The sequence below is a fragment of the Latilactobacillus sp. genome, from assembly GCF_033176295.1.
Lineage (GTDB): Bacteria > Bacillota > Bacilli > Lactobacillales > Lactobacillaceae > Latilactobacillus > Latilactobacillus sakei.
In genome coordinates this window covers 1-15,567 of sequence record NZ_JAMQEX010000018.1, presented here as the reverse complement: position 1 = coordinate 15,567, position 15,567 = coordinate 1, and the positions used below count along the sequence as shown (strand labels likewise).

At 42.3% G+C, this 15,567-nt stretch carries 17 protein-coding genes; 14 read left to right on the top strand and 3 right to left on the bottom strand.

Features of this window, described 5'->3' with window-relative positions; translation table 11 throughout:
- Positions 1-25: 25 nt before the first annotated feature.
- The 3 genes from NDN60_RS08500 to rpiA all read right to left on the bottom strand — a co-directional run bounded on the left by NDN60_RS08500 (position 26) and on the right by rpiA (position 4,057).
- A complete protein-coding gene (locus NDN60_RS08500) occupies positions 26-1,372 on the bottom strand; it encodes a C1 family peptidase (protein ID WP_076632142.1) in 1,347 nt (448 codons plus the stop codon).
- A 204-nt stretch (positions 1,373-1,576) separates the two neighbouring features.
- The gene (locus NDN60_RS08495; protein WP_099947753.1) at positions 1,577-2,899 is read right to left on the bottom strand and encodes an aminopeptidase C; all 1,323 of its coding nucleotides are present in this window, start codon (positions 2,897-2,899) and stop codon (positions 1,577-1,579) included.
- A 474-nt stretch (positions 2,900-3,373) separates the two neighbouring features.
- Positions 3,374-4,057 carry a ribose-5-phosphate isomerase RpiA gene (gene rpiA / locus NDN60_RS08490; RefSeq protein WP_011375375.1) on the bottom strand — a complete coding sequence of 228 codons (684 nt, stop codon included), beginning with the start codon at positions 4,055-4,057 and terminating at the stop codon, positions 3,374-3,376.
- A gap of 195 nt (positions 4,058-4,252) precedes the next feature.
- Here rpiA and NDN60_RS08485 point away from each other — a divergent pair, with 195 nt between their 5' ends.
- The 14 genes from NDN60_RS08485 (at position 4,253) to rplA (ending at position 15,432) form a co-directional block, all read left to right on the top strand.
- The gene (locus NDN60_RS08485) at positions 4,253-4,792 is read left to right on the top strand and encodes a dUTP diphosphatase (protein WP_011375374.1); all 540 of its coding nucleotides are present in this window, start codon (positions 4,253-4,255) and stop codon (positions 4,790-4,792) included.
- 72 nt (positions 4,793-4,864) lie between these two features.
- Positions 4,865-6,229 (top strand): DNA repair protein RadA, encoded by a 1,365-nt coding sequence (gene radA, locus NDN60_RS08480; protein WP_011375373.1) that lies wholly within the window; start codon positions 4,865-4,867, stop codon positions 6,227-6,229.
- 30 nt (positions 6,230-6,259) lie between these two features.
- The gene (locus NDN60_RS08475) at positions 6,260-7,372 is read left to right on the top strand and encodes a PIN/TRAM domain-containing protein (RefSeq protein WP_035146631.1); all 1,113 of its coding nucleotides are present in this window, start codon (positions 6,260-6,262) and stop codon (positions 7,370-7,372) included.
- A 430-nt stretch (positions 7,373-7,802) separates the two neighbouring features.
- Positions 7,803-9,209 (top strand): cysteine--tRNA ligase, encoded by a 1,407-nt coding sequence (cysS, locus tag NDN60_RS08470; protein WP_056947506.1) that lies wholly within the window; start codon positions 7,803-7,805, stop codon positions 9,207-9,209.
- Complete coding sequence (locus tag NDN60_RS08465; RefSeq protein ID WP_004265086.1) at positions 9,206-9,613, top strand: Mini-ribonuclease 3; 408 nt, start codon at positions 9,206-9,208, stop codon at positions 9,611-9,613. Before cysS ends, NDN60_RS08465 begins: the two co-directional genes overlap by 4 nt.
- On the top strand, positions 9,600-10,487 hold the full coding sequence (rlmB, locus tag NDN60_RS08460; RefSeq protein WP_082267809.1) for a 23S rRNA (guanosine(2251)-2'-O)-methyltransferase RlmB: 888 nt from the start codon (positions 9,600-9,602) through the stop codon (positions 10,485-10,487). Before NDN60_RS08465 ends, rlmB begins: the two co-directional genes overlap by 14 nt.
- 3 nt (positions 10,488-10,490) lie before the next feature.
- Positions 10,491-11,024, top strand: a complete 534-nt coding sequence (locus NDN60_RS08455; RefSeq protein WP_016265667.1) for an NYN domain-containing protein — start codon at positions 10,491-10,493, stop codon at positions 11,022-11,024.
- A 77-nt stretch (positions 11,025-11,101) separates the two neighbouring features.
- Entirely contained in the window at positions 11,102-11,662 is a 561-nt protein-coding gene (locus NDN60_RS08450) for a sigma-70 family RNA polymerase sigma factor (RefSeq protein WP_056947508.1), read from the top strand.
- A gap of 125 nt (positions 11,663-11,787) precedes the next feature.
- Entirely contained in the window at positions 11,788-11,937 is a 150-nt protein-coding gene (gene rpmG, locus NDN60_RS08445) for a 50S ribosomal protein L33 (RefSeq protein ID WP_011375366.1), read from the top strand.
- Positions 11,938-11,946: 9 nt separating this feature from the next.
- Positions 11,947-12,126, top strand: coding sequence for a preprotein translocase subunit SecE (gene secE, locus NDN60_RS08440; protein ID WP_011375365.1), 180 nt, complete (start codon positions 11,947-11,949; stop codon positions 12,124-12,126).
- 97 nt (positions 12,127-12,223) lie between these two features.
- Positions 12,224-12,772 (top strand): transcription termination/antitermination protein NusG, encoded by a 549-nt coding sequence (gene nusG / locus NDN60_RS08435; RefSeq protein WP_011375364.1) that lies wholly within the window; start codon positions 12,224-12,226, stop codon positions 12,770-12,772.
- 457 nt (positions 12,773-13,229) lie between these two features.
- On the top strand, positions 13,230-14,093 hold the full coding sequence (locus tag NDN60_RS08430; protein WP_231952381.1) for an alpha/beta fold hydrolase: 864 nt from the start codon (positions 13,230-13,232) through the stop codon (positions 14,091-14,093).
- A 125-nt stretch (positions 14,094-14,218) separates the two neighbouring features.
- Entirely contained in the window at positions 14,219-14,644 is a 426-nt protein-coding gene (gene rplK / locus NDN60_RS08425; protein ID WP_004270859.1) for a 50S ribosomal protein L11, read from the top strand.
- A 98-nt stretch (positions 14,645-14,742) separates the two neighbouring features.
- Entirely contained in the window at positions 14,743-15,432 is a 690-nt protein-coding gene (rplA, locus tag NDN60_RS08420) for a 50S ribosomal protein L1 (protein ID WP_004270847.1), read from the top strand.
- Positions 15,433-15,567 lie beyond the last annotated feature (135 nt).

Below are 15,567 nucleotides of genomic sequence, written 5' to 3'. Positions count from 1 at the left end.
ATTTATCCTGACCTTTTTAGTTTGTTTAGCGACTTGCTAATGCGCCCATTGGATCCCATGGTGCGAGAACGGTTGGGTGATCGTATTCTTCTTTTTCAATCCGTTGCATTTCTGGTGTTAAGAAGCGTTTGTTGATGACGATTTGGTAGACGAATTCGTCAAACCAGCTGTCGCTCATGACGAAGTAGCCCTTAGTACCGACTTTATCGCCCCATGAGTTTTCAACCTTCCATTTCGTTGGTTGACCATCAACGATGTCAACGCCAGTAATGACCATCGCGTGCGTCATTAAACTTTCGCCGTAATCTAGGCGTTCGCCTTTAGAAATTGAAAGGTCCATGTTGAGTAATGCTGCTTTTTGATAGATTTCAGTATCCATGATACCAAGTTTACGGTCGGATGATTGACCAACATCGCTACCAAACCAAACTGATTCGCCAGATTGGAGTTGTTTGATGGCGAGTTGTTTGAAATCATCGATATCAAGATTCAAATGGCGAACTTCACGGCCGCCAACCACGTTGCCGAGCATTTCGACGCTGTATAAGTGATTGTATGGTTTGTCCGCTGTTGGAGAATTGATTAATGAAACGTAATTTTCGAGGTCCCAACCAACATATTTTTGATAGAAAGTTTGTGGTGTGAGGCCTTTTTCAATGTGGTAGTTGTGGTCATCATCGCGATATTCGAAGTCGAATTCAACGGGTGGTTCGCCTAACGCGAAAACAAGCATCCGATAAACTTCGGTCAACATTGTATCTTTCTTTGCTTGGATATCGGCTTCGCTGACACCATCGGCAACCAGTTGACGAAGGGTAACGGCATCTTTTCTAAGTTTAAGATTCAAGACGCTGTTGAGTTCGCTTGATTTTTCACTGTTATAAGTTTCGGGCATGACCGACTTAGGTACAATCCCGTATTTTTCGATCAGGGCGCATAACATATCCCATTGACCGCCGTCTTGTTGTGGCGTAGTCATTAAAAAGTCGACTTTGCGATCGCCGATTGGTTGATCGGATGTCTTTAAGACATTTTCGTAGAAGTAGTTTGATTTTTCAAATTTATCCCAGAAGTTAGTGTAATTTTGAGAAAGTTCGAAATCCTTAATCTTGAATTGTGCTTGTAAGCTGTGGCGCATCGTATTTAATGCGGCAAACATCCAGCAACGACCGGATTGCTTTTGATTTGAAACGGCACCAGTGTCTAAATCGATTGAAAAGACTGGGTCCATTAAAGCCTTTGAAGTTGTATTTTGACTGCTGGCTAAAAAGCCGTTGTTCATCACCGTATTTTTAATGACGTTTGATTGTGGAACTGCCTTGAAGTCGGCTTTGAATTGTTGGATATCTTTTGCTGTAATGGGTTGAACCATATGAAAAACCTCCTCTGGAATTTGGTGATAATAGATTGATGATTGAATATATAACTTGGATTAACGTGCTTGAACGCACTCGTTTCTTTAAATGTGCTTTCATCAACAACTTCTTCCGCCTTACCTCACTTGCCAAATCAGCGATTGCATCGCCAATTCGTCAAGTGCTGTAAGTGCTCAGAAGTTACCCGTTGATGACGCACTCTATTGTAGTGCGTCCCATGGGTCTAGTTTGATTGGGGTTTGGTCTAGTAGGGCTTGTTCTTCTTTTGTGAGGTATTCCTTCTTAATAACCACTTCGTATACATAGTCATCAAACCAAGCGTCGCTCATGCTGAAGTAGCCCTTATTGCCGACCTTGTCACTCCAAGTGTTTTCAACTTTCCATTTTGTGGGTTGGTCGTCAACTAGGTTGACACCGGTTAAAGTCATCGCGTGGGAAACAACGCCTTGGCGATAATCGAGTCGTTGGTCTTTAGGCATTGTTAAATCAATACTGAAGAGACTTGAGTAGTCATAAAGATTACTGTCCAACCAACCTTTTTGGCGGTCTAAGTCGGCGAGCACGTCGTTACCAAACCAAATTGGTTCGCCAGCTTTAAGTGACTGAATGGCGAGTGCTTTTAGACGATCGGGTGGGAGGTTCAATAGGCGCATTGGATGGCCTTCAACTACGGTATCTTGTGAGTCTAAGCTGTAAAGTTGGTTGTATTGTTTGCTTGCTTGTGGGCTGCTGACAACTGTGACGTAATCATCAAAATTGCGATTCAAATATTTTTGATAGAAGCTCAGTGGTGTGAGGCCTTGGTCAAGGTGATATTGTTGATCATTATCGCGATAGGCGAAGTCGAATGTTTCGACGGGTTCGCCAAAAGCGTAAACGCTGAGACGGTAAATTTCGCTTAACATCGCCGTTCTAGTTTCGCTAATCTTGTCAGAAGGTGCTTGATTGGCAACTAATTGGCGGAGCTTAATCGCATCTGTCCGTAATTTAAGATTTAAGGTACTGTTGAATTCAGTGGTTAAATCACTGTTGTAAGTTTCAGGCATGACGGACTTGGGAACGGCACCGTATTTTTGAATTAATGCGACTGCATTGTCCCATTGGCCGCCGTCAAAATCAGGTCCGGCAAGTGCGAAGGCGACTTCGCGATCCGTAATGGATTTAGTAGCTGTTGCTAGGATTTTTTCGTAGAAAAGATTGGCTTTTTCAATGCGATCCCAGAATGAGAGGTAGTTTTGAGAAAGTTCAAAGTTTTTCACGTTATATTGTTGTTCGAAATCATGACGAAGTGTATTGAGTGTGGCAAATAGCCAACAACGACCACTCTTTTTTTGGAAGCTGACATCACCGGTTGGCAAGTCTATCGAGTAGGTTGGGTCAAGGGTTACGGCAGCATCAGGGCGCTGAGCGACCGCGTTAATCCCGTTATTCATGACGGCATTACGTAGTGTTTGGGCTTGCGGCATGTCGGCGAGTGCTTGGCGCAGCTTGATTAAATTAGCATGTGTAATTTCTTGGGTCATCTAATCACTCCTTAATTTCAATATACCCTAATTCTAGTTGATTTAATGGGAGAAGTAAACATGAGATAGATGGGATAATGATATTATTGAAAAGTTAAAAATGAGGAAGAAAACGGTTAATATGAGAATTGATTTGTGACGTTAAAGATAAAAAAATAACCATCATAACGAGTATGATGGTTATTGGGGGATTGGCATAATCTAGTCACTTGAAGAGTAGGCTATCCAAAACGTGCCATATCAACCTGATTCTTGCGTTTAGCTACGTCCCGCAAATAATCGACTGCGTCGCTTATTCACTGGCCTAGGCAAATGCTCAGAATCTAAACACTTGCAAGGGCACTCTGGGTTGAAACGTGCTATTCAAAGTATGTTCCTGCGTTTAGCGCCGTATCGCAAACAATCGACTGTGTCGCTTATTCACGATACTATGCTAATCCTCAGAACATGACCACTTTGAAGGGCACTCTGTTTTTATCTTGCTTTTAAGATTTTGACGCCTTCTGGTGAGCCTACTACGACTTCGTTGACGAGGTCTAAGAATAGGCCGTGTTCAACGACGCCGACTTGTTCGCTTAACCAAGTTGCTAGTAAGTGGGGATGTGTGATTTTTTCAAGGTGCAGATCAATCACTTCATTTTTTGAATCCGTTAAGACGCGTTGGCCGTCTTCGGTTGTTCTGAATTCTGGGTTGAGGCCTTCTTTAACGAACTTGTTGAAAACTTGTTGACTGCCAAAAGGGATCACTTCAACGGGGAGTGGGAAGCGGCCGATCGTATCGACTACTTTTTCTTCATCAACAATCCAGATGTTGCGGGTTGAGGTTGTTGCCACTAGTTTTTCAAATAAGTGGGCAGCGCCACCGCCTTTAATCCCTTGGAAGTTATCATCAACTTCATCGGCACCATCAATTGTTAAATCGATATGATCGACTTCGTTGAGCGCTTTAACCGGGATGCCGAGCGATGTTGCTTGTTCTGCGGTTCTGATTGATGTGCAGACGCAAGTTAGGTGGAGGTTTTCGGCTTTCACACGTTTAGCGAGTGCTTCGACCATGTACACGACAGTTGAGCCAGTCCCGAGTCCTAAAATCATATTATCTTCGACGTAGTCCACTGAACGTTCAGCGGCCATTTTTTTCATTGCATTCTTATCCATTAAGACACCTCTTCTATTGTTAATAGTTCTATTATACGCAATAACTGGTAAAAAAGCGCTTTAAAATGGGCGTTTTTTGCTAAAATTTCTATTAAATCGGTCGGAAGGATTATTCAAGTCCGTTGGTTTTCATGGTATGATACAGTAGTAAAAAATAGCGCCAAATTAGGTGTTAATATATAGGAGCTTTTTTAGATGAAAAAACGAGGATTCGAAATAGTAACCAAATACCAATCAGCAAACTTAAGTTTACCAGTGCGGTCGACTGCTCATTCAGCAGGATACGATTTTGCTTGTGCAGAGGACTTCGTTTTACCATCCATCTGGCATTATAATTTTGTCCGTCTATTTCGGATGATTCGAAACGGCAAACCACTAGTTGATGATGATTTTGAACGGGCTTCTAAGACGTTGAAACCTTTCCTAGTACCAACTGGGATTAAGGCGTATATGCAAGACGACGAATATTTAATGATTGCCAATCGTTCAAGCAATCCCTTGAAAAAAGGGTTAGTGATTCCAAATGGTGTCGGGATTATTGATTCAGATTATTATGGCAATGATGCCAACGAAGGTGAAATCTTCATTCAAATGTTAAACTTCAGCCCACGCGATGTTATTTTACGTAAGGGTGAACGAATTGGCCAAGGCATTTTCATGCCATACCTTGTAGCTGATGATGAAGTGGCTGTGACAACTAAACGGACCGGTGGCTTTGGTTCATCTGGTCGCTAGTCCGTGCTAACGGCAATCGATCGCCGATATGTGCTAAAATAGTAGACAATAAGGGTAGTAAAGGAGAATCTTGTGGCTAAAGTTAAAACGCAGTTTGTCTGCCAGAATTGTGGCTATAGTTCCCCCAGATTCTTGGGGCGCTGTCCGAATTGTGGTGCTTGGAACCAAATGGTTGAAGAACGTGAACAACCAGCCGCAGCGGCAAAATCAAATTTCACAATTTCAGGGCGCGCCACTGAACCTGAAAAAATTAGTACTGTTAATATCCAAAAAGAACCCCGTGTTAAAACGGAATTAAATGAATTGAATCGTGTTTTAGGTGGCGGCGTTGTTCCGGGTTCACTGATTTTAATCGGTGGGGATCCTGGGATTGGAAAATCAACCTTGCTACTACAAGTTTCAGGGCAACTTGAAAAAGTGGGTAAGATCCTATACGTTTCAGGTGAAGAAAGTGCCTCACAAATTAAGATGCGGGCGAATCGATTAGGGGTTAATGGCGATCAATTGTATCTGTATCCCGAAACGGATATGGGTAATATTCGCCACCAAATTGAAACGCTCAAACCAGAATACGTCGTGATTGATTCGATTCAAACGATGAGTGAACCAGAAGTGACTTCCGCAGTCGGGAGTGTTTCGCAAGTTCGCCAAGTAACCGCAGAATTGATGCGGATTGCTAAAACGAATCAAATTACCATCTTCGTGGTGGGACATGTGACGAAGGAAGGGGCGATTGCCGGCCCTAAGATTTTGGAACATATGGTAGATACCGTGTTGTACTTTGAAGGTGACACCCATCACACTTACCGGATTTTACGATCTGTTAAAAACCGGTTTGGTTCAACCAATGAAATCGGGATTTTCGAAATGCGGGAAGCGGGCTTGCAAGAAGTCGCTAATCCATCCGAAATTTTCCTTGAAGAACGACTAGCCGGTGCGACTGGCTCAGCAGTTGTGGTTTCAATGGAAGGGACAAGACCAATCTTGGTTGAGTTACAAACTTTGATTACCCCAACCTTGTTCGGGAATGCGAAACGGACCTCTTCAGGGTTAGATCATAATCGGGTGTCATTGATTATGGCGGTTTTAGAAAAGCGGGCGAGTTTGATGCTTTCAAACCAAGATGCTTATCTTAAAGCAACCGGTGGCGTTAAGTTAGATGAACCAGCGATTGATTTGGCGATGGCCGTTTCAATTGCTTCCAGTTATCGCGATAAAGAAATTCCACCAACCGATTGTTTTGTCGGCGAAATTGGCTTGACGGGTGAAATCCGGCGGGTCAACCGGATCGAACAACGCGTTGGCGAAGCGGCGAAGTTAGGTTTTAAACGGATTTATGTTCCTAAAAATAATTTGCAAGGTTGGGATCCACCAACTGATATTCAAGTCGTTGGGGTCACCACTATTGCAGAAACTTTAAAAAAAGTATTCAACTAGGCATAAGTTGGTGCGAGAGGAGGTTTTATGATGCAACAAAAACCATTAACTAAAAGAAGAGTGTTAGGAATTGTCTTTGTAATTCTAGGGGGTGCTTTAGGGATTACGGCCTTTCCGGAATTCTGGCGAGTTGTTCATTTAGAATTAGTCACATATCTCAATAATGGCATTACCAATGCCGTGTTAGGTGCAATTATTTTTTATCTTTTATTCCTGGTGTTGGCTAATCCGATGTTACGGGCGATGCGTCAATTGGAAAAGGCGTTGTTTAAACAATCACCTAGTTTCCTATTATTTGGGAGTGTTTTCTCATTAATTGGCTTGTTATTAGCAAATGTTGTTTCGATTCCGTTATACCGGATGCCGATTTTTGTTCTGAACACTGTTGTGCCAATCCTATTGATGATTGCGCTCGGTTACTTAGGCTTCAAGGTGGGGACGACCCGCTTAGATGAATGGCGTAAGTTCTTACAACCTAAGAAGCGTAATACCGATGTCTTGGAACGCAAAGTAGACGATAATTTCCGCAAGTACAAGATTTTGGATACGAGTGTCATCATTGATGGTCGGATTAAGGAAATTGCTAAGACCGGCTTTATCGAAGGCACGTTGATGGTGCCGAACTTCGTATTACATGAATTACAATTAATTTCCGATTCTGCAGACAACTTAAAACGGGCGCGTGGTCGTCGTGGTTTAGATATCTTGAATGAATTACAAAAGGACGAAAGTTTATCTGTCGAAATGTACGATGGTGATTTCGAAGATTTAACGGAAGTCGATGGCAAATTAGTCAAGTTAGCGAAGTTGCTAGACGGAATTGTGGTCACAAATGATTACAATTTAAATAAAGTCTGTGAATTCCAAAACGTTCCTGTTTTTAATATCAATCAATTGGCCAATACGTTGAAACCAGCTGTCTTACCTGGCGAAGCGATGACCGTCACGGTGGTCAAAGCCGGAACCGAACGTCAACAAGGGGTCGCTTACCTTGAAGACGGGACGATGATTGTTGTTGAAGATGGCCAACATTACCTTAATAAACCATTAGATGTGATTGTGACAAGTGCCTTACAAACTGCTGCTGGGCGGATGATTTTCGCCAAACCAGCGCATCAACAAAAAGGCTTGAATGAAAAATAAGCATTCAGATGACTTTACACGGTCACCAATAATCGGTATTATTGAGACTAACTAAATTGTATAAATTGATGAAGAGAAGAAGTAGATTAGCCGGATTTTCAGAAAGCTTCTGGGCGCTGTGAAGAAGTAATTGGGCTAGTCGAAATGCACCTTGGAGATGCTAGTGGACTTTGGCTGCTAGCCGGGACACCGTTATCTGCTTGAGGCATTTTTGCGAAGAAAAGTGGAACCACGCTCAACCGGCGTCTTTTGTTAATTAACAAAGGGCGCTTTTTATTTGGAAGAGTGCTCTTTTTAGGCGATTATCTCCTGAGGATTAACACAGAATGGCGAATGATTGCTGTAAGCAATCGTTTGACATTCAGGGTTAACCGAAGGGGGATGCCTGAAAAAGCTGTTAATGAAAGCACGTTTAAGAAAGGAAGATTCGATGCTTACTGTTTATAATACCCTCACACGTCAAAAAGAAACCTTTAAACCCCTTGAAGAAGGCCGCGTTAAGATGTATGTCTGTGGGCCAACTGTGTATAACTATATTCATATCGGTAATGCGCGTAGTGCGATTGCGTTTGATACGATTCGCCGCTATCTCGAATACCGCGGTTATCAAGTTGATTACGTTTCAAACTTTACGGATGTTGACGATAAGATGATTAAAGCGGCTAACGCGGAAAACATCACCGTGCCTGAATTAGCGGACCGCTACATTGCGGCCTTTAAAGAAAACACTAAAGCCCTCAATATTGAACCAGCAACGCTTAATCCACGAGCAACTGATAATATTGAAGAAATCGTAGCGTTTATTCAAGATTTGATTGCTAAAGATTATGCTTATGCTGTTGACGGCGATGTTTATTACCGTGCCCGCAAGTTTAAGGCTTACGGTCATCTTGCTGGTCAAGATCTTGATCAACTCGAACAAGGTGCCAGCGAACATACGGCTACTGAAGAAACCTTACGTAAGGAAGATCCAATCGATTTTGCCTTATGGAAAGCTGAAAAAGGCAACGAAATTGCTTGGGAATCACCTTGGGGCAAGGGCCGACCTGGCTGGCACATCGAATGTTCCGTGATGTCGACTAAATACTTAGGCGATACGATCGATATTCATGGTGGCGGCCAAGATTTGGAATTCCCCCATCACGAAAATGAAATTGCCCAAAGTGAAGCCAAGACTGGCAAAACCTTTGTAAATTACTGGTTACACAATGGGTTTGTAACAGTTGGGGATGACGATCAAAAGATGAGTAAGTCACTTGGTAACTTCGTGACGGTTCACGATTTGATTCAAGAAGTTAATCCACAAGCATTGCGTTTCTTGATGAGTAGTACGCAATACCGGCGGCCAATTCGCTACAGCCAATCATTGTTGGCAGAAGCCCAAACTAATTTGGATCGCTTGAAGACAACACTTGATAACCTGGCTTTCCGTCAAGCAACGGCTGAACCAGGCGAAGATCAAATTGTGATGGATAAGGTAGCTGAATTGGAAACAGCTTTTGTCACAGCGATGGACGATGATTTTAACGTTCAAAATGGCTTAACCCAATTGTACGAACTTGCTAAATTAAGTAACCAATATTTGGAACAAACAACGGTTCAAGCCGATACATTAACGTCATTGGCAACTCGCTTAACGCGGCTATTAGCCATTTTTGGTGTTGTGTTTAAAGTGGACCAATTATTGGATACAGAAGTTGAAAGTTTAATTGAAGAACGCCAAGCCGCTCGAGCAGCTAAAGATTTTGCGAAGAGTGATGCGATTCGGGACCAATTAAAGGATCAAGGGATTATTTTGGAAGATACACCACAAGGAATGAGATGGAGACGCGCATGAAAAATGCTTTACAACTAAACGGGATTGCCTTAGCTTACATGGGGGATTCAGCCTATGAAGTTTACGTGCGGGCCCATTTATTAGAACTCGGCTTAACCAAACCAACTCGCTTGCAACAAGTTGCAACACACTATGTGTCTGCTAAAGCGCAAGCTGCTTTGATTGGTTTGATGATCGATGACAACTATTTAACAGAAGAAGAAATGAATATTTTTAAACGCGGTAGAAATGCCAAAAGTTATACGAAAGCCAAGAATACGAGTGTTTCGACTTATCGGACCTCAACTGGCTTTGAAGCAGTTTTTGGCTATCTATACTTAACTGAACAACAAGAGCGCGTCGCTGAATTAGCCCACTGGTGTATTCAACAAGTCGACGCTGGGAGGACCCATGAGAAAAAATAATAACCAATCTTATAACCAGAAGAATAATGAATTTAACAGTCGTCGGACGGCTAAAAATACTGCTAAGCCAACACGGCGCCCAGCTAACAAGAAACCAGCAGCACCTGTCGAAGAAGCAGCGGTTGAAGAACAAACTGATTTCGTCATCGGGAAACATGCTTCTTTAGAAACATTGAAGACGAGCGATGCTAAGAAGATTAACAAAATCTTCCTTCAAGATGGGTTGAAAGCCGACTTCGTACACGATGTCGTTAAATTGGCGAAAGAAAAACGATTGATCATCCAAAATGTCCCTAAGAACAAGTTGGACTTATTGAGTGATCGCCAAAATCACCAAGGGATTATCTTAGCAATCGCACCGTTTGAATATGCGAGTGTTGATGATATTTTCGCTAAGGCCAAAGCGCAAGAAGAAGAACCTTTTATCTTAATCTTGGATAACTTGGAAGATCCCCATAACTTGGGTTCAATCATGCGGACAGCTGATGCAGTTGGTGTACACGGAATTATCATTCCAAAACACCGTGCTGTTGGATTAACATCCACAGTTGCTAAAACGTCAACGGGTGCGATCGAACATATTCCAGTTGCGCGCGTCACGAACTTAACGCAAGAAATCAAAAAACTTAAAGGCCGCGGTCTCTGGATTTTTGGCACCGACATGGCCGGCACCGACTATCGTAAGTGGGATGCTAAGGGCCCAATCGGTTTAATCATTGGTAACGAAGGCAAGGGCCTTTCACCAATCGTTAAAAAAGAAGTTGATCAAACTTTGACAATCCCAATGGTGGGTCACGTGCAAAGTTTAAATGCCAGTGTTGCTGCGGGGGTTCTCATGTATCAGGCTTATAATAGCCGTCAACCTTTGGTATAGCTTATGAAAAAGCAGATTTTAATTGCAGATGGCTATAATATTATTGGTAACTGGCCTGAATTAAATAAGTTAAAACAAAATGATCACTTGGCAGATGCGCGTGATAGTTTATTGCAAACATTATCGGAGTACCGGAAGTTTCGCGAAATCGAAATTATCCTCGTCTTTGATGCGATGTATGTGCCAGGGATTAAACAAAGCTATGAACAATATAATCTTGAGGTCGTTTTTACTGAAGAAGATGAAACAGCTGATAGTTATATTGAAGCCTTAGCCGGTAAATTGATGTCACCGATTAATCAGGTCACTGTCGTTTCAAGCGATCAGGCTGAACAATGGACAATCTTTTCGCGGGGGGCTTTGCGAGTATCATCGCATGATTTCTATCGTGAGATTAAACGAACGCACCGAGAGATTGACCATGATGCCAAACGTTATCACAGTAAGGTGATGCAACGTAATCGGCCGTGGAATGACGATCAATTAGAACGTTTAGCGCAGATGCGCGACCAATTGAGTGACGAAAAGACTGATTAAACAGGCGTTCGCTTACAGATTGGGCAAACTCTTGCTAAAATAACAGTATGGTTGTTGCGTGAAGGGAGTTTCGGTCAATGGAACAAACAAAGCGTGACAAAATGCTGATTGCAGCAGTGGCTCAGAATGATTCACAAGCACTAGATGTATTATTCAAGGCGTATTTGCCGATGGTGTATCACACCGTGGCGCCATATTATATCCGGTTATTCGATGAAGACGATTGGTTACAAGAAGCCCGGATTGTTTGTTACGAAACTTGCCAGTGTTACGATTGTCAAAAAGGCAAAAGTTTTGGGAGTTTCTATAAATTACGGTTTAAAAACCACATTTTAAATTTACTACGACGAGAACTTGCACAAAAACGGCGAGGTGATCGTCAGGCAGTATTGATTGCGGAGCGACCGGAACACGACGCGATTTCAGAAGATACGATGACTTACTATCAATCGCAGTTTGAATTGCGATGTTATCTTGAAACGCTGTCGCCTTTTGAATTAGTGTCGTTTCGGGTGCTGACCGGGCAGCTTTCAATTGATGAAGCTTGTTGCCAACTCGATTGTACGATTGATCAGTTGAAACGGGGCCAATCAAGGTGTCAGACTAAGTTAAAACGGTATTATCAAGAGAATCGTTAACCAAAAGCGGTGGGACTGGACTAAACGGGTTCACCGTTTTTGTTGATGGATTCTAAGATTGACAGGTTCGCCTGCACATGATAAAGTGAATGGGATAAACATCACTTAGAGAGGGGCTTTTAGTCATGGGTGTTAAGAAAGTCGCCTTAGCCTGTACTGTCTGTGGTTCACGTAACTATTACGTTGCTGAAAACAAGAATCGGACAGAACGTCTAGAGTTAAACAAATATTGTAAACATTGCGGACAATACGCACAACATAAAGAAACACGTTAACATAGGAGGATGAAGATGATTAAGTTTTTAAAAAGCGTTGTTGAAGAAATGAAAATTGTTACTTGGCCTAATGCCAAACAAACGCGTAAGGATACATCAACTGTTGTGATGACATCAGTTTTATACGCAATTTTCTTTGGCGTCGTTGACTTAGCAATTCTCAAACTTCTTGAACTATTTATTTTTTAAAACTAGCTTAATGAAGCTGGTTTTGCTATACTTGTGGCAAGCAGAAAACTTCGCATGGTCGGAGTTTTTTTATTTTGGTATTTAAAGGAGAACAAACATGGTTGAATCACTCGAAAAAAGCTGGTACGTATTACACACTTATTCAGGCTACGAAAACAAAGTTAAGGCGAACTTAGAATCTCGTGCCCAATCAATGGGAATGGAAAACAACGTCTTCCGCGTTGTTGTACCTGAAGAAGAAGAACATGAAATCAAAAACGGTAAGGATAAAGTTGATATGAAGAAAACTTTCCCTGGCTATGTTTTGGTTGAAATGGTGATGTCAGACGAAGCTTGGTTCGTTGTTCGGAATACACCTGGTGTAACTGGCTTTGTTGGTTCTCACGGTGCCGGTAGTAAACCAGCCCCATTATTGGACGATGAAATTAGCCAAATTTTACGTCAATTAGGCATGAGCACACGTCATTTGGATGTTGAATTCAAAGTGGGCGAATCTGTTAAAATCGTTGATGGTGCTTTCTCTGGTTTAGTTGGTCAAATTACAGAAGTTGACGACGAAAAGATGAAGTTAAAAGTTAATATCGATATGTTCGGCCGTGAAACGGCAACAGAATTAGACTACGATCAAGTAGACGAATTAGTTTAATTAAGAGTGCGCCATAAGCCGGGTATGTCCTGAGGACTAACAGAGAGTGGCGAATGATCGCTGCAAGCAATCGTTTGGCATTCGGCGTTAGCCGCAAGGATATGGCTTATAGAACACGTTTAATTAAGAGTGCGTTACCAGTGGTTAGCTTTTGAGCATTTGCCAACTTGGCGAATTGGCGATGCAATCGCCGGTTTGATAAGTGTAGCAAAGCACAGAAAGCTACTGGTAAAAGCACGTTTAAGTAATAATCGAGGGACCGTGACAAAAGTAATTTTTGTTGCGGTCCCTTATTTGATAGTCGAATATTAATAGTGGAAACGTGCTTTTTGAAACTGACTTCTGTGCTTAGCGTCACTCGTCAAACAACTGCTTACAGCAGTTATTCGTCGAGCTGTGCTAATGCTCAAAGTCAAAGCGTTTCAAACGCACTTCTTATTTTAGACAGAATGATGTGATGAATATGTGGCAGATTATTAATCAGTTATTAGCAGTCATTGTTATTTTAGTTGTAGCAGCAGCGTGCTTAATTGGGCTCGATTATTATAAATTAGCTCACGTACAGCATCACTGGTGTCCACGACTAACGCATTATGAAACAGCACCGACGTTGTTTATCCACGGTTATCGGGGTAATCGGTATTCTATGGGGCATTTATTAATGCGTCTGCAAAAAACGGGTGTCGCCAAAAAAGCATTGGTCATCAAGGTTGCTGCCGATGGGACCTTAACGTTTAAAGGCCCACAAGAATTGACGGCCAGTAATCCGACGATCCAAGTCCTATTTCAAAATAATCACGCTGATGTGCAGGATCAAGTTCGCTGGCTCAGCCAAATTATGGCTATCTTAAAAAAAGATTACGACGTAACCACGATTAATCTGGTGGGACACTCGATGGGGGCCATCACAGTATTACGTTACTTATTAAAGCCGACTGCCGTGCCAGTTAAAGCAGTCGTATTACTAGCAGCACCGGTTAATGATCCGTCGATTGGGTCGGATACTGCAACGGTCTTTTGGAGCGAATTAACGCAACGGGGACCGCGTAAAAAAACGGCTAATTATAATTATTTAGCCAAACGAGTGGCGCATTTCCCAACGTCAATTAGTATTTTGAATGTCGCTGGCGAATTGTTGGGCACTAGCCGTCACGACGGCTCAGTGGCCGTTGATAGCAGTTTTGCGCTGCGTAGTTTATTACGGGGGCGAATCGACCGGTATCAAGAAATGCTTGTTAGAGGCGCCGGTGGGGCTCACAGCATGTTGCACGAAAATCGGTTAGTCGATCAGGCAATTAGTGATTTTTTGTGGCAAGACTAATTTTAAAAGAGCTTGCATTTTTCAGAATTGATTGGTATATTATGAGAGTATGTTTTCATACACTAGTGGGAGACCAAATATAATGGCCATCTTAACCACATCACGGACTTAAGGAGGTATGTTTCGTGGCTAAAAAAGTAGCAAACATCGTAAAACTTCAAATTCCTGCAGGTAAAGCAACTCCAGCACCACCAGTAGGTCCAGCTTTAGGTCAAGCTGGTATCAACATCATGGGCTTTACAAAGGATTTCAATGCACGTACAGCTGACCAAGCTGGTTTATTGATTCCTGTTGTCATTACTGTATACGAGGATCGTTCATTCGATTTCGTTACAAAGACACCACCAGCAGCAGTTCTTTTAAAGAAAGCTGCCGGTGTTCAAAAAGGTTCTGGCGAACCAAACACTAAGAAGGTTGCAACTGTAACTAAAGCTCAAGTGCAAGAAATCGCTGAAACTAAAATGCAAGACCTAAACGCTGCAGACGTTGAAGCTGCTATGCGCATGGTTGAAGGTACTGCAAGAAGCATGGGATTCACTGTCGAAGGTTAATTCATGCTTGACACTTTCAGTCGGATTTTCAATGAAAGTTGAAAAATCAAGTGGGAGGTCAAAAACCGTTCACCACAATTGCAAGGAGGAAAACCCTAATGGCTAAAAAAGGTAAAAATTATTTAGAAGCTGCAAAGCAAGTGGATGCTACTAAAGCATACACTGTTGAAGAAGCAATCGACTTAGTAAAGAAAGTTGATTTTGCAAAATTCGATGCATCTCTTGAAGTTGCATATCGTTTAAACGTTGATCCTAAACAAGCTGATCAACAAATTCGTGGTGCTGTCGTACTACCAAATGGTACAGGTAAGACACAACGCGTTATTGTTTTCGCTCAAGGCGAACAAGCAAAACAAGCTGAAGCTGCTGGTGCTGACGTAGTCGGTGCAGAAGATTTAGTTGAAAAGATCCAAGGCGGCTGGTTAGACTTTGACGTTGCCGTTGCTACACCACCAATGATGGCTCAAGTAGGTCGTTTAGGCCGTGTCTTGGGACCTAAAGGCTTAATGCCTAACCCTAAGACTGGTACAGTTACAATGGACGTTACTAAAGCAGTTAACGACATTAAAGCTGGTCAAGTGGCATACCGTGTTGATAAAGCTGGTATCGTTCACGCACCAATCGGTAAGGTATCATTCGATGCTGCTAAATTAGTAGAAAACTTTAAAGCTATGCAAGACGTAATCATCAAAGCTCGTCCTGCTTCAGCTAAAGGTCAATACATTACAAGTTTATCAGTTAGCTCAACATTTGGCCCTGGTGTCAAAGTTGACGTTGCTAGCTTCTAAGTTGGTAATGCAAAAAGCGCTCATCCTTTCGGATGATGAAGTGAACCCTAAATATTGGACGAAACTTTAAGCAGCTTTCTGGGTTGTAAAAATTCGGTATTCAACCGGACTTTTACAACCCAGTTTTGTTTTAAT